The sequence below is a fragment of the Rhodococcus sp. MEB041 genome, from assembly GCF_030208955.1.
In the GTDB taxonomy this organism is placed as follows: domain Bacteria; phylum Actinomycetota; class Actinomycetes; order Mycobacteriales; family Mycobacteriaceae; genus Rhodococcoides.
This window is the reverse complement of record NZ_JARVSZ010000006.1, coordinates 1-20,972: the sequence shown is the minus strand read 5'-3', so window position 1 is coordinate 20,972 and position 20,972 is coordinate 1. Positions and strand designations below refer to the sequence as shown.

General features: G+C 66.4%; 21 protein-coding genes. 6 read left to right on the top strand and 15 right to left on the bottom strand.

Going from position 1 to position 20,972, the window contains the following annotated elements; genetic code table 11:
* Both QRN16_RS19350 and QRN16_RS19345 read right to left on the bottom strand, forming a co-directional pair.
* Positions 1–1,161, bottom strand: a complete 1,161-nt coding sequence (locus tag QRN16_RS19350) for a CaiB/BaiF CoA transferase family protein (protein ID WP_285189185.1) — start codon at positions 1,159–1,161, stop codon at positions 1–3.
* A 33-nt stretch (positions 1,162–1,194) separates the two neighbouring features.
* On the bottom strand, positions 1,195–2,400 hold the full coding sequence (locus QRN16_RS19345; RefSeq protein ID WP_285189182.1) for an FAD-dependent oxidoreductase: 1,206 nt from the start codon (positions 2,398–2,400) through the stop codon (positions 1,195–1,197).
* 92 nt (positions 2,401–2,492) lie between these two features.
* On the opposite strand from QRN16_RS19345, the gene QRN16_RS19340 reads away from it, so the two are divergent.
* Positions 2,493–3,428: a LysR family transcriptional regulator gene (locus QRN16_RS19340; protein WP_285189180.1), complete on the top strand. Its 936-nt coding sequence runs from the start codon at positions 2,493–2,495 to the stop codon at positions 3,426–3,428.
* A gap of 5 nt (positions 3,429–3,433) precedes the next feature.
* On the opposite strand, the gene QRN16_RS19335 is transcribed toward QRN16_RS19340, so the two are convergent.
* The 8 genes from QRN16_RS19335 to QRN16_RS19300 form a co-directional block, all read right to left on the bottom strand.
* Complete coding sequence (locus tag QRN16_RS19335; protein WP_285189178.1) at positions 3,434–4,639, bottom strand: NAD(P)/FAD-dependent oxidoreductase; 1,206 nt, start codon at positions 4,637–4,639, stop codon at positions 3,434–3,436.
* Entirely contained in the window at positions 4,636–5,457 is an 822-nt protein-coding gene (locus tag QRN16_RS19330; RefSeq protein WP_285189176.1) for an FAS1-like dehydratase domain-containing protein, read from the bottom strand. Before QRN16_RS19330 ends, QRN16_RS19335 begins: the two co-directional genes overlap by 4 nt.
* A complete protein-coding gene (locus QRN16_RS19325) occupies positions 5,454–6,845 on the bottom strand; it encodes an MmgE/PrpD family protein (RefSeq protein WP_285189174.1) in 1,392 nt (463 codons plus the stop codon). The genes QRN16_RS19330 and QRN16_RS19325 overlap by 4 nt, the downstream gene beginning before the upstream one ends.
* The gene (locus tag QRN16_RS19320) at positions 6,842–8,053 is read right to left on the bottom strand and encodes a cytochrome P450 (protein WP_285189172.1); all 1,212 of its coding nucleotides are present in this window, start codon (positions 8,051–8,053) and stop codon (positions 6,842–6,844) included. Before QRN16_RS19320 ends, QRN16_RS19325 begins: the two co-directional genes overlap by 4 nt.
* A complete protein-coding gene (locus QRN16_RS19315) occupies positions 8,050–8,241 on the bottom strand; it encodes a ferredoxin (RefSeq protein ID WP_042574547.1) in 192 nt (63 codons plus the stop codon). Before QRN16_RS19315 ends, QRN16_RS19320 begins: the two co-directional genes overlap by 4 nt.
* Before the next feature lie 143 nt (positions 8,242–8,384).
* Entirely contained in the window at positions 8,385–8,669 is a 285-nt protein-coding gene (locus QRN16_RS19310; RefSeq protein ID WP_285189163.1) for an antibiotic biosynthesis monooxygenase family protein, read from the bottom strand.
* A complete protein-coding gene (locus QRN16_RS19305; protein ID WP_285189161.1) occupies positions 8,666–9,124 on the bottom strand; it encodes a flavin reductase family protein in 459 nt (152 codons plus the stop codon). Before QRN16_RS19305 ends, QRN16_RS19310 begins: the two co-directional genes overlap by 4 nt.
* 77 nt (positions 9,125–9,201) lie before the next feature.
* A complete protein-coding gene (locus QRN16_RS19300; protein ID WP_285189159.1) occupies positions 9,202–10,401 on the bottom strand; it encodes an acyl-CoA dehydrogenase family protein in 1,200 nt (399 codons plus the stop codon).
* 319 nt (positions 10,402–10,720) lie between these two features.
* Here QRN16_RS19300 and QRN16_RS19295 point away from each other — a divergent pair, with 319 nt between their 5' ends.
* A complete protein-coding gene (locus QRN16_RS19295) occupies positions 10,721–11,662 on the top strand; it encodes an NAD(P)H-binding protein (protein WP_285189157.1) in 942 nt (313 codons plus the stop codon).
* A 91-nt stretch (positions 11,663–11,753) separates the two neighbouring features.
* Positions 11,754–13,136 carry an MFS transporter gene (locus QRN16_RS19290; RefSeq protein ID WP_285189154.1) on the top strand — a complete coding sequence of 461 codons (1,383 nt, stop codon included), beginning with the start codon at positions 11,754–11,756 and terminating at the stop codon, positions 13,134–13,136.
* A 9-nt stretch (positions 13,137–13,145) separates the two neighbouring features.
* On the opposite strand, the gene QRN16_RS19285 is transcribed toward QRN16_RS19290, so the two are convergent.
* Both QRN16_RS19285 and QRN16_RS19280 read right to left on the bottom strand, forming a co-directional pair.
* Positions 13,146–13,700 (bottom strand): winged helix-turn-helix transcriptional regulator, encoded by a 555-nt coding sequence (locus QRN16_RS19285; RefSeq protein WP_285189152.1) that lies wholly within the window; start codon positions 13,698–13,700, stop codon positions 13,146–13,148.
* 131 nt (positions 13,701–13,831) lie between these two features.
* Complete coding sequence (locus QRN16_RS19280; protein WP_285189150.1) at positions 13,832–15,064, bottom strand: oxidoreductase; 1,233 nt, start codon at positions 15,062–15,064, stop codon at positions 13,832–13,834.
* Between the two features lie 244 nt (positions 15,065–15,308).
* Between QRN16_RS19280 and QRN16_RS19275 the strand changes: the two genes are divergently transcribed.
* Both QRN16_RS19275 and QRN16_RS19270 read left to right on the top strand, forming a co-directional pair.
* A complete protein-coding gene (locus tag QRN16_RS19275) occupies positions 15,309–16,244 on the top strand; it encodes an NAD(P)H-binding protein (RefSeq protein ID WP_285189148.1) in 936 nt (311 codons plus the stop codon).
* Between the two features lie 46 nt (positions 16,245–16,290).
* The gene (locus QRN16_RS19270) at positions 16,291–16,695 is read left to right on the top strand and encodes a hypothetical protein (RefSeq protein WP_285189146.1); all 405 of its coding nucleotides are present in this window, start codon (positions 16,291–16,293) and stop codon (positions 16,693–16,695) included.
* 753 nt (positions 16,696–17,448) lie between these two features.
* On the opposite strand, the gene QRN16_RS19265 is transcribed toward QRN16_RS19270, so the two are convergent.
* From QRN16_RS19265 to QRN16_RS19255, 3 genes are all read right to left on the bottom strand, one after another.
* Positions 17,449–18,339, bottom strand: a complete 891-nt coding sequence (locus tag QRN16_RS19265) for an alpha/beta fold hydrolase (RefSeq protein WP_285189144.1) — start codon at positions 18,337–18,339, stop codon at positions 17,449–17,451.
* Between the two features lie 814 nt (positions 18,340–19,153).
* Entirely contained in the window at positions 19,154–19,432 is a 279-nt protein-coding gene (locus tag QRN16_RS19260) for a GAF domain-containing protein (RefSeq protein ID WP_285189142.1), read from the bottom strand.
* A 2-nt stretch (positions 19,433–19,434) separates the two neighbouring features.
* Entirely contained in the window at positions 19,435–19,710 is a 276-nt protein-coding gene (locus QRN16_RS19255) for a hypothetical protein (RefSeq protein ID WP_285189140.1), read from the bottom strand.
* A gap of 952 nt (positions 19,711–20,662) precedes the next feature.
* Between QRN16_RS19255 and QRN16_RS19250 the strand changes: the two genes are divergently transcribed.
* Positions 20,663–20,972 (top strand): alpha/beta fold hydrolase (locus tag QRN16_RS19250; RefSeq protein WP_285189137.1); only part of this gene is annotated, 310 nt, incomplete at its 3' end.

Genomic DNA, 20,972 nt, shown 5'->3' with positions numbered 1-20,972 from the left:
TCACGCACCGGTGGCGACCGGTGACGCGATGCCGAACTCCGCGAGCACGGCGTCGGTGTGCTGGCCCACCTCGGGAATTGCGCCCATGACCGGCGCCGCGTCCGACATCGTGACCGGCGGTACCAGCGCACGCAGCGGGCCGGCCGGCGAATCGTAGGTCCGCCACCGATCTCGGGCGGCGAGCTGCGGGTGCGCCGCAAGGCCGTCCATCGTACGCAGCAGCGCGTTCGCGATACCCGCCTGCTCCAATTTCTCCGCCACCGATTCCGCTGTGTCGGAGGCGAAGACGGCCTCGATGGCACTGCGCAACTCGGCGTTGTTCTCGACCCGGCTCGAGTTGCGGAGGAACCGCGGGTCCTGCGCCAGCGCCGGGGTGTCGAGGATGACGTCGCAGAACGTCGCCCATTCGCGCTCGTTCTGGATACCCAGGAATACCTCGTTCGCGTCCCCACAAGTGAAGGGCCCGTACGGGGCGATCGCCGCGTGCCTGGCGCCGGTCCTCGACGGGGACGATCCGCCGTACATGGCGTAGTTGAGGGGGAACCCCATCCACTCGGCGAGTGCCTCAAGCATGGACACCTCGATGGTGGCGCCCTCACCTGTGCGGTCGCGGCGGATCACCGCGGTCAGGACGCCGGCGTAGGCGTACATCCCGGATGCTATGTCCGCGATGGAGATTCCGACTTTCGACGGCTCGTCCTGCGTTCCGGTGATCGAGACGAGACCGGCCTCGCACTGCACGAGCAGGTCGTACGCCTTCTTCGACGAGTACGGTCCGCCGCGTCCGTACCCGGAGATCGAGACGTGGATGAGCCGGGGGTGGCGGGCACGCAGATCCTCGGCACCGAGCCCCAGCCGCTCGGCAGCACCCGGGGCGAGGTTCTGCACGAAGATGTCGGCCTGACCGACGAGCGCGTGGACCGCCGCACGCCCCTCGTCCGACTTGAGGTCGAGCGCCACGGATTCCTTCGAACGATTCAGCCACACGAAGTGACTGGCCAGCCCGTGCACGGTCTCGTCGTAGCCACGGGCGAAGTCGCCCACGCCGGGTCGCTCGATCTTGATGACGCGGGCGCCGAGATCAGCGAGCTGCCGCGTGGCGAAGGGCGCCGCGACGGCCTGTTCCAGCGACACGATCGTGAGTCCGTCGAGAGGATTCATGGTGGTACACCTTCGTTTCGGGTGGTGGTCGCGCTACACGGAGAGCAGCGACGGACTTTCGAGGGTCTTGGTGAAGTACAGGACGTCGGCCGCGAACTCGCGGTCCCGCGACATCCGGCGGAACATGTCCAGATCCCGATCTCGCTGCACGGGATCGGACGAGTGGAACAGCAGCTTCTTGTTCGACGATGCGCGCGGACTCGCCTTGTCGACGAAGGCCGACCGTCGTTGTCGCGCATACTCGTCGAGAACGTCGTCGCTCGCTCGACCGGTGACGACAGCACCCAGACCTTCGATGAGCGAGTAGGCGTCGAACAGGCCCATGGTCAGTCCGAGTCCACCCGTCGGGTTCGTCGCGTGCGCGGCGTCACCGGCGAGCAATACCCGGCCCACCCGGAAGGCGGATGCGGCGCGTTGATGCATCCGGTACGGGGACGTGGCGACGACCTCGATCCGGTCGGCCACCTCGTGCCCGAACACCGCGGACAGGAAGCGTGGCATGCGGTCGTCGATCGAATCCGCGGGGAGATCCGCGTCCTCCATGTACGTGTACCGCCACAGCCCGTGATCACCCGACTCGTCGATCTTGGCGATGATCGCGCCGTACACGTCGTCGAGGTAGAAGGTGGACTGCGCCCATCCCTCACGGTCGTCGGGAAAGCGAATGTTGGTGGCGACGAAACGTTCCGGCCATGTCATGCCCTCGAACTCGAGTCCCGACAGGCGCCGGACGGCCGAGCCGGCCCCGTCGGCACCGACGAGCCACTCCGAGCGCAGGACGTCCTCCGAGTCGGCACCGCGCACCGACACACTCACTCCGGTCGCGTCCTGCTCGATCGCGGTGACCTCGTGGCCCCACAGCACCCGGACGTTGTCGAAGGCCTCGAGTCTGTCGAGTACGACCGCGGCGAGGGCGCCCTGACCGAGGTGCAGGTTGTGGGGTCGCTCGACTTTGCCGTCGAGCGCCGCGAGACCGTACGAGATGATCTCGCCGGTGGCACGGACTCGATAGGCGTAGTCCTGCTTGAAGAATCCGGCACGACCGGCGTCGTCGAGTAGATCGAGTCGCGCCAAGCCGTCCAGGGTGGACCAGTGGTACACGATGGCCCGCGGTGTGTCCTGCAGACCGGGGCCCCGCTCGACGACCGTGACCGTGACGCCCTGTCGGGCCAGGCCGAGGGCGGTCAGGAGCCCCGTCGGGCCGGCCCCGATCACTGTCACCTGCTGATCTTCGGACACTGTTCCTCCATCACTCGCCTGGTCATTTACGATCCTGCACTCGTCCCCGAAAGGCCAATGCCATTGCAGTGGCCCTGCCATACACTCGGCGCATGGACATCCGGAGCGTCACTTACTTTCTCGCCGTTGCGGATGCCGGATCCATCACCGAGGCGGCACGTATCCTGCATCTGTCGCAGCCCCCGCTGAGCTCTGCGATGACCAAACTGGAATCCGAACTCGCCGTCCGGCTTCTCGAGCGCCATCCGCGCGGCGTGACCCTCACCGACGCCGGGCGCTACCTGCAGAACGCGGGCAGGCGACTCGTGGCCGAGGAGCAGCGCATCACGGCGGCGCTCAGGTCCATGGGGCAGGGATTGGACGGCGAACTCCGTATCGGCGCGGAACCGATCGGGTTGTGGCACGTGGTCAACAGCGCGGTATCCGACTTCCTGGCAGAGTATCCGCGCATCACGTTCGAACTCGCCGACGCCAATCCTCTGGTTCTGCTCGAGAACCTGGCGGACGGCTACCTCGATCTTGCCGTCGTTCCCGTCCTGGTGGAAGAACCACTGCCCACGGTGAACGACGTCGCCTTCGACACGACGATCATCGCGCACTCGCCACTGACGCTGGTGGTGTCGGGGTCGTCGCCCCTCGCCGCGCAGAAGCGGGTTGCTCTCGAGGATTTGCGGGGCGAGCGGTGGATCCTGCCGTCCCGGGTGCCGGGGGCACGCAGCCTGTCTCGACTGATCGACGACAGATTCGCCGCCGTCGGCGGCAGCCCGGAGTCGGTCGTATCCGTCCCCACCGTCGAAACCGCGGCAGGTCTCGTCGCCGCCGGTGTAGGAATCTCCGTCATCAGTACCGTTCTGGCAGAGCATCACCCGGGTGTGGTGACGGTGGAGGTGCAGGGCGGCTGGCCGGATCTGCCGCTCGCCGTCGTGACCCGTCGAGGAGGCGTCATCACCCCTGTCGCTGCACAGTTCGTCGACGTGCTGCACCGCCGCGGCGACGACAGTTCGGCGACGCATCGGTCGACGGACTGACACGCTCAGGCTCCGACGGACAGGATGTCACGGGCCGCGCCGACCGTCGTCTCCCGACGGAGCATCGCGCGGATCTTCACGAACTCGGCGCGCCGCTCGAATGCCAGCACACCGTGGAGCGTGTCGCCGCCGGCGTACAGGTACAGGGATCCGCCCGGACCCGGGCACTCGATGATCTCCTCGTCACCGCGGAGGAATCCGGAGAACTGGATGCGCACACCGTGCTGGTCGGACCAGAAGTAGGGCACCGTGACACAGTCGATCGGGGCCAGACCCGTCACGGCGTTGGCCGCGTTGATTCCGGCTGCGCGTCCCTGCTCGGCCGCATTGGTCCAGTGCTCGATGCGCATGGTTGCACCGAAGCGCCCGTTGGGCCAGGTGACCACGTCGCCGGCCGCGTACACACCGTCCGCCGCACGCAGCGTCGAGTCGCACACCACACCGTTGTCCAGCGTCAGTCCTGAATTCTCCATCCACCCGGTGGACGGTCGCACGCCGATGCCGAGAAGAATGACGTCGGCCGGGACGGTGGCACCGCTGGCCAGGCGGAGCACTCTGCCCGGCTCGGCGTCCTCGACTCCGGTCACCGCGTCCCCGAGCACGAGCGTCACACCGGAATCTCGATGCAGCGCCGCGTATTCGGAAGCCACCGGATCCCCGAACCGGCCCAGAGGTTTCGTAGCGAGATCGACGATGGTGACGGGTCGTCCGACCGTCGCCAGGGTGGCGGCGAATTCCCCACCGATGAAGCCGGCCCCGATGACGGCCACCGACTTTCGTCGATCCGCCACCGCGGCGCGGAGGGCGACGGCGTCCTGGAAGCGCCTCAGCACGAACACGTCGGGGAGCTGTCGGAACATCGGCGGAAAGATCGGTTCGCATCCGGTGGCCAGAATCGCTGCGCCGTACGTGATGTCACCGGCGGTCGTGGAGACCGTGCGGCTCTCGACGTCGAGAGAGGTGACTCGGGTATCCGTCACGAACTCCACGCCGTGCTCGCGTAGACCTGCGACGGAGGGGTAGGTCAATGCCGAGAGGTCGAGGGTGCCGTCGAGTGCGGTCTTCGACAGTGGTGGCCGCTCGTACGGAAGGTGCGGCTCGTCGCTGACCATCGTCACTCGAACCGCAGGCGCATGCCGCGAAATCGCTTCGGCCGCTCGGATTGCAGCCACGGACCCGCCCACGATGAGAACGTCGGTCTCGGCGCTCATCGCTGCGTTCCGTCGGACAGTGTGCCCACGGCGCACACGACTCCCGCGGCGCTGCGCGCCTCGGCGCCGACCTCGAGACCGTCGAGACTCGGAGTCACCGTCACGGTCTGCGGGCGTGTCATCGGCGATACCAGTCGGTACCCGAACGTCCGGTTCAGCAGCGAGATTCCCTGGCGACGCATGTGATCGGCCATCAGGAACGCGAGTAGTGGTCCGTGGATCACCAGCCCGTCGTATCCCTCGCGGCGGCACCAGTCGAGGTCGTAGTGGATGCGGTGCGCGTTGTAGGTCAACGCCGAGAACCGGAACAGGAGCGCCTCGTTCACCGGGAGGGACAGCGACGGCTCACGCACCGGATCGACCGCCGGAGCGGGTGTCGGGAGGGGCGCAGAACCACCCTCCCGGTAGACGATGTCCTGTTCCTCGCGGATGACCAGTTCGCCGTTCTGGGTGATCTCCTGGAGCACGGTGGTGAGCGTCAGTGCGCCGGTGCGGCCTACCTTGTCCACCGACTTCGCGATGGACGTCACCTTCGTCGCGGGCTCCCCGATCCGCAGCTCCCCGAAGGTCGTCACGCGACCTCCTCCGAACATGCGCCGGCGACCACCACCGGGCGGTGCCGGGATCCCCGTCAGCGGGTGTCCGTCTTCACCCAAATCTGCCTGCGGGTCACGAGGAAGCAGGTGCAGCCAGTGCCAGATCGGCGGCACGGTGTCACCGAGTGCGTGGGGAACGTCGATGTCGAGAAGTGCGGCCATCGACTCGACCGGTTCGGCCGAGATCACCTCGGTCCGCGCGATCGTCTCGGGCGTGGTCATGATGTGGGTACCCTTTCGGCCGCCAGCACGGCGAGGAGTTCGGTGAGGTCGGGAGCGTCGTCGAGGTTCTCCACGGCAGAAACCAGGCGAGACGCAATGTCCCCGCCCAGTGGGCGGAGCACCGACGTAGCCTTGGCGACGACCTCGTCGTGGGAGAGCGGGCGCACCGCGGATCCGCGTGCGTCGGTGGGGTTTCCGGCATCCACGGTGATCGTCTCGCCGTCGGTGAGCACGAAGGACAGCCGAGGACCGTCCTCGATCTCGATGGAGTCGTCCACCTCCATCGAGATCGCCGTCAGAAGATCGGCGATCCGTGCCTCGCCGTGACGGGGCGGGTCGTAGTCGGCAAGCCCGAGGTCGCTGCCACACAGCGCGAGAGCGACAGCGTAAGGAAGGCTGAACTGGGCGTCGAAGACGTTCTCGATCGGCGAGACCGACAGCATGTTCACCGCGGTGGTGCCGGCGGTGATCGTCACCGACCGGACGTTCTCCGGACCGAGGCCGCGTTCGGCGATCAACCTCCGCACCGCGTCGACGGCGGAGTGGCTCCCGCGGCAGCACGCGTACGGCTTGAGATAGGAGGTCGCGACGTTGAAGTCGACACCCAGATCCCGCAGTGCGCGCTCGGGATGGCCGATCCCGTCGGCGAGAACCGAGTGCAGGCCGCCCCACTCGGCTTCGAAGATGCGCCGAGGTCCGGTGATGCCTCCGACGGCCAGGACCGCGGCATCGACGCCGGTCTCACCGGCCTTGCCCGGGTGGATACGTTTCGTCAGCGCACCGTCGTCGATGAACGCCCACACACCTCCGGTGAACGATCCCGCGATCCCGAGAGCGTCGGCATAGGCTCCGCGGTCGGCGCCGAGAAGCGACGCCGCCGCTGCGGCTGCGCCGAGGCTGCCCATCGTGCCGCTGGTGTGCCAGCCGCGATCGGTGTGCGCGGCGAAACCACCGAGCGATTGCAGTGCGCGATACCCCACGTCGTAACCCGCGACGACCGCGGTGATCACCTGTCGCCCGGTCGATCCGGCATGTTCACCGACGGCCAGTGCGGCAGGTAGCACCGTCGAGCCGGCGTGGCCCGCGCCGCCACCGTCATCGAAATCGCGGGCATGCGCCGACGTACCGTTGACCAGGGCGGCGTGCGCGGGGGTGAACCGGTGTCCGGTCCCCCAGACGACGGATCCCGTGGGCGAGGACGAGAACGACACGGACGCGTCGATCACGGCCATCACCTCAGGTGTGCTCGCACCCACGAGCGCGACGGCCAGCGTGTCGAGGATGTGGTCCTTGACGGCGTCGACGACATGGCGCGGGAGATCGTCGTACGTCGTGTCTGCCCACTGCGCCGCAAGGTGTTCGGTGATCGTCTGCGCTGCCGCGGTCACGGCGTGGCCTCCGCGACAGATCGGCCGGCGCGTGCGGGTCCGAGGTCGACGGCGAGCGAGTCGACGAGCCAGCGTCCGCCGGCATGTCCGATGCTTGTCCCCTCGTCGACCACCGTCGCATCGGGGTAGCGGTCGAGCAGGAAGCCCACCACCTCCTCCATCTCCACCTTGGCAAGGCTCTGTCCGAGGCATCCGTGCAGACCTGTACTGAAGGTCAGTGGTTGCACGCGTTCACGATCGATGTCGAAGGCATCCGGGTTCGGAAAGCGTTCGGGATCGCGATTGGCCGACCACACCGCGACATGGACATCGGATCCGGCCGGGACGGTCGTGCCGGCGATGTCGATGTCCTCGGATGCGATCTTGCTGACGATGCCGGGACGGGGGTAGAGCCGGCATGCCTCGACGACCGCGGCAGGAACCAGGGATCGGTCCTCCTGCAAGCGCTTCCACGTCTCCCGCTCCCGCAGGAGTGTCCACACGACGAGAGCAGTCTGGTGGGAGGTGTTCACCGAACTGGCCTCGAGCATCGCCGTCGCCTCGCTCAGCAACTCCTCGGCATCGAGCTTTCCCTCGATCTCCTGGCCGATGAGGAACGAGAGCATGTCGTTGCCCAGTCCCTGTTCGCGCTTGCGTGCAATGAGCGAGGTCAGGTATGCGAACAGTTCGTCGTAGGACTGCAAGATCGAGTCCTTCAGACTCGGATCTCGTTGCAGCAGCGCGAGAGTGCCCGCGGACAACCTGGCGACCAGAGGTGCGTCCTCGGCGGGCGCTCCGGCGAGGAGGCAGTAGACCCGCGCCGGGATCTTCCGCGCCACGGTCTCGTTGAAGTCGACCGGGCCGTCGGACCGGCCACCCGGATCGATGTCCGCGAGGATTGTGCGGAGCTCGACGCGAATGTCCTCGACCATCGTCGGGCCCATGAATCGAGCGAGCGGGGTCCGCAGCCGAATGTGCCGTGCGCCCTCGGCCATGATGAGGCTGCGGGCCCGGAAATCGTGGACCGGACCGTCGGTGATGCCGAACTGTTCCATGAGCGTCAGCGCAGCGTTGACGAAGCGCATGTCGCGCAGAACGGTGGTCGCGAGCGCGAAGTCGAGGACGGCGTATCCGTACTCGCCGCGGATGACCGACTGGCCATCGGCTGCGCCACCGGAATGGGTGGGCGAATCGGGTGCGAACGGATCCAGAGCGTGTGAGGTCGTCATGAGCGCGAGATCGCTCCCATCGGGCAGCAGAGAATCGCTTCGTCGAGGTCCTGGTCTCGATCGTCCGGCACGGACTCTGCGAGCTGGACCAACAATCCGTCGTCGCCGATACGGAACACGTCGGGCATCAGCGCGGCACACGTGCCGTTGGCATCACATCGGGCGAAATCAACAGTGACGTCGATCATGGCGAACATCCTCACTCGGTCGAATATTTATGGCGTGGAACACAGTCTTCGCCGGCTCCCGCTATTTGACAAATATCAATAAGGCGCCCCTGCCATAGCGTGAAGCTATGGCAGGGGCGCCGGTGCTACTGCGTGGTCGGCGACTAGCACCGGTAGTGCGTCACCCTCGGCATCTCGGCGCAGAGCGGCTCGAGAACCTGGCGCACACGAGCGCCGGACGCGGAACCGGCGAATGTCTCGGTGTGGTCCTCGAGACGTTCCCATCGTGCGGTCAGCAGGTATGTGTCCTGACGATCGACACTCGCGGCGAGCGCTGCGTCGGAACATCCCGGTGCGGCCAGCAGCAGAGCGCGGATCTCGTCGAACCCGCTCTCGAGGTCGCCGGCACACCCCTCCCTGACCCGGATCTCCACGTGCTCGGCGATCACCGGCCGGCACCTCGGTCCGCGATGGCCGACATGTCCACGAAACCACCCCGCAGGAAGATCAATGGTTCGTCGGAACGCTGCTGCGCGATGGCTTCCACTCGACCCACCACATGCAGGTGATCACCGATGCGGTCCACCGAGTGCGGAGTGCAGTCGATCGAGACGATGGCGTCGGACAACCAGGGCACACCGTGTCCGGACGGACTCCACTCGACCCCCAGGAAGCGTTCGGCGCCCCGTCGGGCGAACGCGCGACAGAGATCGCCGGCGTGAGCACCGAGGACGTTGATCCCGAAGTGGTCCGCCTCGGCCAGGACCGGCCAGGTAGTCGAACCCAGATCGACGTAAAAGGCGACCAGTGGCGGGTCGAGCGACACCGAGGTGAAGGTTCCGACGGTCATACCCGCCGGACCGTTCTCGGTCATCGCGGTGATCACCGAGACGCTCGTGGGCACGTGGCTCAGAACGTGACGGTAGTCCTCAGCACTCGCCTGACCTGCAATCGTCGGCGCCACGGCGGCGGTCACCGTCCTCACAAGCCGATCGTCGGATCGTAGTTGCCGAGGAGCTGACGGCCGTATGCCTCGCGGCCGATCTCGGGCGTGACCAGCGCATGCCGCGCGGCCGTCTCGCTGTCGCGCCAGACGCGGCCGAGCACGTTGACGTCGGCGAACGAGCCGGCGCCGTTGGCGGTGAGCAGGTAGTCGATCTCTTCCTTGACCAGCTCGGCGACCACGCCGGTGTCGTTGCGTATGCGCGCGAGAATCTCCGGATTCGGCAGCTCGTGCTTTTCTGCGGCGCCATCGATGTCCGCTGCCATCGCGTCGAGCAGCAGCTCTGCGAGACGGAGCTTGGTGGCAGCGCGCGCCACACCCAGCTGGTGGGTCGGCGAGTCCTTCGCCTGGCCGTACGCGGTGTACGCAACGGGCTTCTTCGGCAGCTTCTCACGGGTGAGCTCGAGGGCGTGACGGCCCAGACCGATCTGAGGCGCGACGAGGATCCCTGCCGCGACCGCGTTGAACGGCATCGAGGCGACGTGCTCCTCGGTGAACGGTGAGCGGAACTTGGACGAGAACATGTCGGCGACCGGCTGGACGCGGTATTCCGGCACGAAATGGTCCTTGACCACGATGGTGTCGCTACCCGTTCCCTGCATTCCGGCGACGAACCAAGTGGGCTCGATGGTGAACGCCTCGGCGGGGATCAACGCCATACCGGGGGCGCCACCTTCGAGAGTGATGGTGAGGCTCGCCCACTGCGCCGCGAACGAACCCGAGGCATACGGCCACTTGCCGCTCACCAGATATCCGCCCTCGACCTTCTCGCTCTTGTCGCCCGGGGAGAAGATCCCGCAGATCCGCGCACCGGGGTTCGCACCGAAGACATCGTCCTGCGCCTGGGTGGTGTTGGTGGCTCCGTAGGCCGTCGCGAGGAGAGTGAGCGCCGTGACCCAGCCGGTCGATCCGTCGCCGCGGGCGATCTCGGCGACCACGTCGCACGCTGTCTTGAACGTCGCACCCTGTCCACCCCAACGCTTGGGGACCATCACATGGAACAAGCCGGCCGAGGCGATCGCATCGATCACCTCGGGCGAGACCTTGCGATTCTTCGTGGCGTCGGCGGCGTGTTCGCGAATGAGCGGGACCAGCGCGGTGGCGCGGGCCACCAGTTCTGCGTCCGATACGCCGGCGGTGTCGAGATCTGCGAGCTCGGGGGTGGCGAAGGCGGTCATGTCGGGTCTCTTTCGTTCGGGAGGACGTGTTTGTCGGGTGGGGTGACCCCGATCACGTCTGGCTTCCCCAGCATGCGACGCCCGTCAGGACGCTGCAACGCCGAAATGTTGGGCGGGACCATGCTTGCGACACATGCCGCACGATGCTCGACGCGCATGGTGGACCCCACGATTCTGGTGGTGGACCGGAGACCCGGCCAGGTGGTCGTATGTAGCGCACGTCACAACGACGACGCGGAAGCGGCCTCGGGCAGTGCCGACAATCCACCCCGGCGAGCCTCCCGCTCACGGCGATCCCTCACTCCTCAGGAGCACAGACATGAGTCGAATCATCATCAGCGGAGCATCGGGCGATCTGGGACGGCGGGTAACGCGGCTGCTACTCGACGCCGATCCGCACCGCGAGCTGATCCTGACCACCCGCACCCCCGAGAAGCTCGCCGACTTCGCCTCGGACACCGTGCAGATCCGGCACAGCGATTACCAGTACCCGCCGACGGTTCGAGAGGCCTACGCGGGTGGGGACGTGCTCTTCCTCATCAGCGGCCTCAACCTCGGGAGGCGAGTGTCGGAACATCGCGCCGCGATCGCCGCCGCTCAGCACGCCGGTGTGGGCCACATCGTCTACACCTCGGTCGGCGGCGTACAGCCGGGCAACCCCGCGCTGTCGGCCATCGATCATCTGCAGACAGAAGCCGATCTGCGGGAGTCCGGCATCACGTACACCTTCATGCGGAATCACCTGTATGCGGAGATCGTCAGCAACATTCTCGTCGCACCGGCAGTACCGTCGGGCGTCCTGTCCCAGGCCACGGGAGACGGAATGTTCGCTCCGGTAGCCAAGGAGGACGTCGCACGCTGCGCGGCGCAATGCTTGATGCACCCGGCGGCACATGCCGGCCGGATCTACGAGATCACCGGTCCCGAGCTCCTCGACTTCCACCGGATCGCGGCACTGGCCTCTCACGTGCACTCGTCTCCAGTGGAGTACAAGCCGGTCTCCGAGGAGGAGCGGCTGGCATTCTTCGACGCCGTCGGAATCCCGCGCACGTACGACCCGAGCATGCCCCCCAGCCCTGACGGCCACCTGTGGGCCAGCGACGAGCTCGTCTCCGCGGAAGTCGGTCTCGCGCAGGGATATCAGGCTCTCCAGAGCCTGCATGTGCAGCAGATCACCGGACGCGCGCCGGAGCCGCTCGCCTCGGTGATGGAGCGAGTTCGCGAAGTCCGCTACGACAAGATCGACGCCACTGTAGCGTGACCGATCTTCCGCCGGGGGCGGCCGCGTGTCACAGCGGCCGCCCCCGGCGGACACCACCTCGACACCCGCACCGAAGGACCCCCGACCCACCATGACCATTCCCGTGGAACCGACACCGCTTCGACCACGCACCCTCGGTGCGGACACTTCGGCGCAGGTGCCCCCGCCGACCGACGCGAGACGCCGCGAGATCAGACGGGTCGTTCTGTCCAGCTATCTCGGCAGCACCATCGAGTACTACGACTTCCTCCTCTACGCCACATCCGCCGCCATCGTCTTCGCTCCCGTGTTCTTCTCCGACCTCTCACCCGTCGCGGGCACCATCGCGTCACTCGGCACCTTCGCGGCCGGTTATCTGGCGCGGCCTCTGGGCGGAGCGATCTTCGGCCACTTCGGTGACAAGTACGGACGCAAATCGATGCTGCTGGTGTCGATGAGCGTGATGGGCGCGGCCTCGTTCCTGATCGGACTGGTTCCGCCGGCCACCGCCGTCGGTTCCTGGGCAGCGATCATCCTGGTTCTGCTCCGCGTCCTGCAAGGCATCGCCATCGGCGGCGAATGGGGTGGCGCGACCTTGATGTCGCTCGAACACGTCGGTGGTCGAGGTCGGGGCTTCGCTGCCGCATTCACCAACGCAGGTGCGCCTACCGGCTCGCTGCTCGGAACCCTGGCCCTCGCCCTCGTCGCGCTGCTTCCGGAGGACGACTTCCTCGCGTGGGGTTGGCGGATCCCGTTCCTGCTCTCCGCCGTCCTTCTCGCCGTCGGCCTGTTCGTCCGCAGCAGGGTCTCCGAGAGCCCCGTGTTCCGCGAAGCACTCGAACGCAGTGCTACACAGGCCTCGGGAGTGCGTGCGGCCGCGCCGATCGTGAGCATTCTCCGTCGCCCGCGGAACCTGATCCTCGTCGCCGGCGGATGCATGGCCAGCGTGGCCATCCAGATCATGTTCGCCACCTTCGCCATCGGTCACGCCACGAAGTCCGGGGTGGCACGGTCGGACGTCCTGCTCGGTTTCGCCCTGTGCCAGTTCGTGGCCATCTTCGCCCTCCTCGGTTTCGCCCGGCTGTCCGACCGTGTCGGTCGTCGACCGGTGATGCTCGCCGGACTCGGCGTGTTCGCGGTGGCGATCTTCCCGGTGCTCGCGCTGCTGTCCTCCGGAAGCGCACTGCTGGTGACACTGGCTTTCGTGCTCGGTTTCAGCCTCGTCCAGTCCGCGACGTTCGGCCCGATGGCGGCATACATCGCCGAGCAGTTCGGCACGTCCGCTCGATACACCGGCGCGTCGCTGGGGTACCAGGCCGCCACTCTGCTGGGTGCAGGGTTCACGCCGGTGATCCTGGTGTCCCTTCAAGCCGCGGCGAACGGTTCGACAACTCTGGTGGGCCTCTACATGATCGGGCTGGCCGTCGTCAGCGCAGTGTTCATCGCACTGTCGAAGGAGAGCAAGGACCGCAATCTCGACACGTACGAGCACTGACCGACACTCCTACCCGCCCCCGACTACGACGTCGGGGGGCGGGTCCTGCGCGCCGCGCTCGGCATAGTGGTCGAAACGAGCACGGGCGCAGTCTATGTCGTCTGTGTGCCGCAGCCCCCAGTCGATGAGGACCATGACGAGATCGGACAGTTCTCGCCCCAGCGGGGTCAGGGTGTACTCGACGTGCCGACGCGTGCCGGCGATCACCGTGCGCGTGTACATGCCGTCACGTTCGAGCATGCGCAGATTGTGCGTGAGCATCTTCTGGGACAGAGGGTGCGTAGGATCCAGCGTGTCGAGCAGCCGGCGCATCGCCGAGGGCCTCAGGGCGCCGGCACGCGAAATCACCAGAAGCCAGTTACGCCAGTAATTCCCGACGTGACCGGCGACGCCCACCACCGGCACGCTTCTGTCCCTGTCGAACTCGGTGAGCAAGGACGCGAGTTTCCGGAACAGGTCCTCGTACTCCCCGGAGGGTGCGGACACGCCGCGAAGTACGAGTGCGATGTCCTCCATGATGACGTCCACGGGTGAAGCATCACCGGAGACTGCGTCGACTCCCACGGGTCGGCCCTCCTCATGTATCCGTCCGCACAGTACCGCGAACGCAGCCGCGTTCTCGCGTATTCGTCACACGGATCGACGAGCCGCGCACCATGGTGCGGCTCGTCGACCGGTCAGCGCCTCCGCCGCCGTCAGCGGGCAGGAGCGACGCTGTCACCTTTCCTGGACTGGTCGACGAGTTGACCCTCGTGCGAATAGCTTTCGTACGCCTCCGCGAGATCTCGGTACTTCCTGAACTCGCGCAGCCCGTCGTAGTCACCGCGGCGCACCCGGTCGACGAAGTCGGGGTTCGATATCTGTGCGCGCCCGACGCCGATCATGTCGAAGTCGCCGGTCTCCAGGCCTTGACGCACTCGGATGACGTCGTCCTCGACTTGGAGGAGCGGGTCCTTGTCGTCGAAGACGTCGCTCGCCAGATCAGTGGACAAACCGACACTGCCGATGGTCATGACAGGAAGGTCGGTCATGGTCTTCACCCATGCTGCGACGCTCTTGCGCGGATCCAGCTCGGGCCACCCGGGTGCGTCGAATCGCCGCGCCGAGATGTGGAAGACGTTGGCACCCGCCTGCTCCATGCGCTCGAGGAACGGTCCGAAGTCGTCCGGGTGCTGTGCGATCTTCGCTCCGTAATCCACTTCCTTCCACTGCGAGAATCGCACCGAGACGATGAAGTCGGGTCCTGTCGCCGCACGGATAGCTGCGATGATCTCGGCGGGATAGGTTGCGCGCTCGGCCAGCGTGTCGCCGCCGTACTCGTCGGTGCGAATGTTGCTCTCGTGCCACAGGAACAGGTCGAGGAGGTACCCGTGTGCGCAGTGAAGCTCGATCCCGTGTGCACCGAGACTCTGCGCGATGCGGGCGCTGTCCACATAGGCGTTCTTGGTGTCCTCGAGGTCCCGGCGAGTCATGGCGACACCGTTGGGCCGCCCCTCCTGGATGAGGCCCGACGGGCTCCACGCGGGATGCTCGGGATAGGGATTCTCGATCCCGTCGACGACGAGGCGCAGAGCTCCCGGGTGCCATAGCTGCATGAGCACCACGACGTCTCCGGTACCCAGCACCTCGCGGACTACGAGCCCCCAGTCGTCGGCAGTGTCGCGGCCCAGGATGCTGAACGCCGGCTGCCAGTACCCCGCAGGGTGTTCCGGCGCCGCCCCCTCCGTGATGATGACTCCCGGCCCCTGCTCGGCGGTGGTTCGGAGTGTTGCCGCCATTCCCGCGGTGGGTCTGTATCCACGCGATCCGCGCTGCATCGCCGGCAGATAGAACCGATTGCGAACAGGTGTCGTGTTGAGCACGAGTGGCGAGAACAGTGGGTCGGTCGCGGTCGGTTCTGGATCGAGGAGAGTCGAATCTTGTTGCATGCGCATGCCTTTCGATCGCTACTGAGACGCTCGTCACGTTATGTCCGTCACATTCATCCCGACAATCGGGCACTTTTTCGTTCCCGATCGTCCGGAGACTTCGGGCACGCCCATGACGAGCGTCTATGCACGGGGGGCATGCCCCGGATGAACTACGTGGTGTTGCCCGGGTCACTCGCCGACGTCAGGCTTGGAGCTCGGCACGAACTCTCGGTGCCGAGTACCTAGTCGATGGAGGAACGTCGTGACCCGGATCGTCATCAGTGGAGCATCGGGCGACCTGGGACGTCGGGTCACGCAGCAACTCCTCGAGGCGGACCCGGGTCGAGAGCTGACCTTGGTCACACGATCCCCCTCGAGCATCAGCGTCGACGGGCCCGGCGTCAGCGTGCGTCCGGGCGACTTCGAGAGGCCCGAGCTCTTCGACGAGGCCTATCGTGGAGGCGATGTCCTTCTCCTCATCAGTGGTTTGAACCTCGGTCGTCGCACTGTCGAGCATCGCACTGCTGTCGACGCCGCCGAGCGAGCCGGCATCCGCCACATCGTCTACACCTCCGTGGGCGGCGTGCAGCCAGGCAATCCCGCACTGTCGGCGATCGATCACTACGAGACGGAGCGCGATCTCCGCACGAGCCGACTGGCGTACACGATCCTCCGCAACTCCCTGTACGCCGAGATCGTCGGCGCCGTCTGGTTGGCCCCCGCCGCCCGCGAGGGTGTTCTCGAGATGGCCACCGGGCACGGGTCGTTGGCCCCGGTGTCGAAGGTCGACGTCGCCCGTGTTGCCACCGCCGTCCTGGAAGACCCGACCGAACACGCCGGTGCGGTGTACGAGATCACCGGACCGGAGCTGCTGTCCATGTCCGACATCGTGCGGCTGGGAGCGGAAGCGTTCGAGACACCCATCGAGTACCGGGCGGTCTCGGAGGAACAGCGGCTCGCCTATTTCGATTCGGTCGGGCTGCCGCGAACGTACGACCCCTCGATGCCGCCCAACGCGGAGGGCCATCGGTGGGCGAGCGACGAACTCGTGTCGGCAGATCTGGCAATTGCCGGCGGGTATCAGTCGATTCTGTCCGGCCATGTCGAACAGATCACGGGTCGAGCACCGGCATCACTTCGGTCCGCGCTCGACACCGTCAAGGACGTCCGGTACGACCGCATCGGGTCGATGGTGTGACGGCGCTCGACCCTTACGGCTGCAATCTCGGAGGAGAGGGATCTTCGTGCCACACATAGCGATCGAGTACACCGACAACGTGTCCGACCTGCTGGACGCGACGGGGTTGGTCGATGCGATGCATGCGACGGCCCAGCGACTGGGCGTCTTCCCGCACTGGGGCATCAGGACGTTCGCGACAGCCGTCGAGACGTCGCGGATAGCCGACGACGCCGTCGGTGTGCCGAACGGGTATGTCCACGTCCGCATCAAGATCGCAGCCGGTCGTGACGAGGCCACCACTGGACGGATTGTCGAGGAGTTCCATCGGACCTTGTCCGCGCACCTGGTGGACCTGTGTGCCGATCGGCCCGTGGGTTTCCAGCTGGAGATCTTCGAGTTCGATCCGGCGAAGACGCGGTCGGGTGGAAGTATCGCGGGGTCGCCTACTCGGGCGACGCCGACCTACTGACCGGGGCTCGATGCGAAGATTCAAAGCCGACTTCTACAACAGAATTCGCGAACGTGCGATGATGAATTCGCACGTGATGGTTGAACTTGTCAGCTCGGCGCCCGAGCACATCTTTCAGCGGCGCGGGCAGCGCCGGGCATGTTCGCTTCTGAGGGATTTTATCCGTCGTCGGAGTTGCACGGCATCTTCGCCGACGGTGTCGTCACTGCACTCGACCGAGCCGGCGACCACAGCGTGCTCGCGGCCACGGGTCCAACTCCGTCCCGATCGGTCACGCCAGGCTGGTCTCGATGTGGGGCAGGAGGCGAGGGTGTTCGTCACGTCGACGAAGGTCACCATCAGCGTCGATCGAGCACAACGATCCGAACCGTAGCCGAACTTCTAGGGCGCGACGAAGCCCGCATCGGCGAGTCATCTGCGACCCTCGTCGCCGGTGACGAGGTCCTCGAATGCTCTGGCCGTGGCGGCATTCGACGACTCCGCGAGGGTCGCGGAGGACAGGTGTTCACGGCTCCGGCCGAATACGCGCGGAGCGCTTCGTCGGTTCGACGCCGTACCGGACGGCGAGGCGCTCGTTGTCGTTTTCCGAAGTCGTCGGCAATGGACGCGCGACAGGCCTCGGGCAGGTCGAGCCCAGTTGACCCGCCGCGCACATGGTCTGCGACTCAGTCGACCAGGTCAGGGCATTGCGGGCGTAACTCACACCGGAGTGGGGGCGAGTCGTATCCGCCGTCGCCGACCACTACTGCGTCATCACACGCCGTGCGGGGGCCAGATGTCAGGGTCGAGGCACTCTCGTAGCGCAGCAGCGAACTCGGTGGGTCGACCCGTCTGACCGAACTCACCACCGAGAAACCCCTGATGCCCGCCGGGGAAGACGACAGCATCCTGACCCAACAGCCGGGCGACCGCATACGCTGCACGACCGGCCATCTCGCCGTCCTCAGGTCCACCGGACTCCTCGCCGACCGCGACGACGATGCGAGTCGACGCTGCCGTCAGACGCTCCACGTCGGGCACGTAATCGACGCCCAGTCCACGCATGTTCGACATCAGCGGATCGGTACGAGAACCGTCGTCCTCGGTCGGGAGTCCGAACTGCGCCGGGTCCGGCGCCGGCCCTGCGAGGTACGCGTCGTCGACAGGACCGCGGTGCATCACCAGGCGGATGAACTCGGCCATCGCCGGCCCCGTCCCCGCCGCGTCGTAGGACGCCACCATGTGCGTGCAGGCAGCCGAGATGCGGTCGTGATCAGCGAGTGCACCACCGGCGGGTGGCTCATGGGCGACGAGAGTTCGGATCGCGCCCGGCCGGCGTTCGACGCCGACGAGGGCGTTGACCGCGCCGCCGCTGGACGCGAACACATCGACAGGACCGCAGTCCAGCGCTGCGATCAACGCATCCAGATCGTCGGCGTGCTGCCGCGCCGTGACCGCAGCCGTGGGCTCGTCACGGACACTGCGGCCGGTGTTGCGTGGGTCGTAGGTCACGACCGGTCGATCGGTGAAGTGTGTACGGAGCGTGGTGAACCCACTCGCATCCATCGGTGAACCGATGAGCATCAGGGGTGTACCCGAGGTCAGTGGACCGTGGACGTCGTAGGTGATGGTGGCGCCGGAAACGGCGAGCGTGTGTGTAGTCATGCAGTGTCGACTCGGGTCCCCCGACGAACTCATCGCCGGACTGCGTGGGCCCTCCGCGTCACCGTGCAGGAAAGGCTTCTTTCAATGGCTTGGAAAACGTCGAAATAACGGTCGCGGGGGTCCCGGAAGCGCCGTGATCAGACCCGCGGCTGCCGTATTTCCGATCGACCGCCGAGGGCGATGCGGTCCGTCCACTCGAGTCCGCCCATGTCCACGCCTCCCGCGACGGGACAGGAAGCGAGTGGAATAGGTCCACGACAGTCCATGGAGGTTCACGCGCCGTCGTGGATTCTTGGGCGTGAAAGTCCACCCACAGCCACCCACGTCTACCCGAGTCCATCGAACGAGTTACGACTGAGTTGTGACAACTCGTGACATCGAGCCACGTCTCGGCAGTTTTCGCAGGTGACCGGACGCCCCTGGGCCGTGGCGGACCTGCATGGACGTATCGCTGATGCGGTCAAGCGAGAGGTCTGAGCGGGCTGTTTCGGAGCATTTGTCCTGCTCAGAGGCATACTGAGAGCCTTCGTTCGGGATTGAACCGAAGACCACTCGCTTACAGGGCTTCGACGAACTGATCAGGTGGATGCACCTGGACTCACGAAAACCAGCCTGAGCTGCACATGCGTCCATCACCGTCCGCCGCGGTCCACTTCCGTCCCTCCTGACTTGTGACACTCTCGTGACACTTAGAAATTCACGAGCCCAACCCGCTGCGTCTGTATTGCTCTGCTGGACAGAGTATCTCGTGAACCAAGGGAGTAGCAGACGCGTGTAGAGCCGCCGGCGGTTCCAGACGCCGACGCCAGCGGGTCTAAGGCCCGTGGGCAGCACGCATCCCCGCACGGCGAACGCCGGGGCGCACGCCAGAGCGCGCCATCGTCACGACCCGGCTAAGTAGCAGCACGGCCGCGAAGGCGGAGAGGAACGCGATCTCCTCGGCGCCGAACACACCGGGGCGCTCGCCGAAGACGATCACCGTGCCCCACACTCCCGAGCTGGTGGTCACCGGGACAGCGACACCGCTGCGAAAGCCCATCTGCAACATGACGGCAGTGCCGAATCCGGATTCGGTCTCGGCGTCCTGACACACCGTCAGCTAACGTGTGCCAACGCGTGACCGGACAGCGAGCCGTCGTCGGCGGGCACCACCACGTCGGTGCGCAGGGTGCGGGTAACCGCGTCGATGCGCAGCACTGGATCCGTGGGAGCGCCGCGGCGGGCCACAGCAGCCGATCGCACGCCTAGCAGGGTCGCCGCTGTCGTCGTGGTCGCCGCCAACACAGCGTCGAGATCGGCGGAGACACCGAGCCGCGCGAGCCCGGCGCGCGCGGACTGTCCGATCGTGAGACGGTGAGCGGCGGCGTCCACGTCGACGAGCTCGGCGTCGAGCCGGGGTGGCGGGGACGCTCGCGTATCAGTGCGGCGACCAGATCCGTTGAGGCGCAGGATGACAATACCACAGGAACCGTGACATCGGTACCGGTGCGTCGGAGTTCGCGGAGTCCACGCCACGGCCGGTTCGCGCGCGGCGCGCTCGGCATCCTCGACGGTAGACGTCGTGCCGGGAGCGAAAAGGTCCGTCGTGGTCAGATTCGTGGCCGAGTTCTCGGTGCGCCCGAGCAGGGGCAGTCCGGCCGGATTGACGTACCGCACGATCCCGGCCGAGTCCCACAGCTTGGCCGTGTCTTAGGACTGATCGATCACCGCCCGCAAAACAGCATCGTCGACGTGCCCGCCCGTGGTGGGGTCCGCGCGGGGTGACTCGGTCATCATCGATCCGTTCGCTCGGCGATCGATAGATGCGAACCGGCGTCGGCGAGACCATGTCCGTACAAGATCGGCCCGGTAAAAACGGGCCACTGAGGGAAACCCGACCCGGTCTTCTCCCCCCGCGGCCCGTGCCGGCGCGGGCATGCCTCACCCGACGCGTCGGCCGTTGCTCCCGGCGAAGTCGACCGTCGCCGCGTGATCGCTGACGCACGACCCGACAGCATTCGCCAGTGCCTGTAATTCGCCGATCATCGGCACGTGCATGGTGCCGGGGGTGCGTTCTCACCTCGGGACGAGCCGGAACGCGAAGACGCGGTGTCGCCTCGGGAACATCTCGAGTTCATCAGCGAACGCGTACCCCGTCGCACCCGCCCACCATCCGACCGTGGTGCTATCCCGGTCGTACCAGGGTGCCTCGGCCGCGAACTCGGTGACGTGGCCCCGAACAGTCGGTACCCGGCGAGAGGTTGCATTTGGACACTCGCTGGGCGGGTGCCATCGGTCTTCCGGAACCCGTTCATCGACCGGGCATTCGCGTACCGTCGACTATATGACGCTGAATTATGTCAGATTCGGACACGGCAGCCCGCTGTTGCTGGTGCACGGCTTGGGCGTGGGATGGCGATCCTGGTCCCCGATCATCGACGAACTGGCGGAACACCGTGATGTCATCGCGGTCGACCTACCGGGGTTCGGTGAAACGCCGCCGTTGACGGGCGAAGTATCGATCGCTGCTCTCGCCGACTCCGTCGCGGATTTCATTCGCGAACACGATCTCGGTGGCATTTCCACAGTCGGTCAATCGATGGGCGGTCGAATCGTCCTCGAACTCGCGCGGCGGGGAGTCGGCGGCGACACCG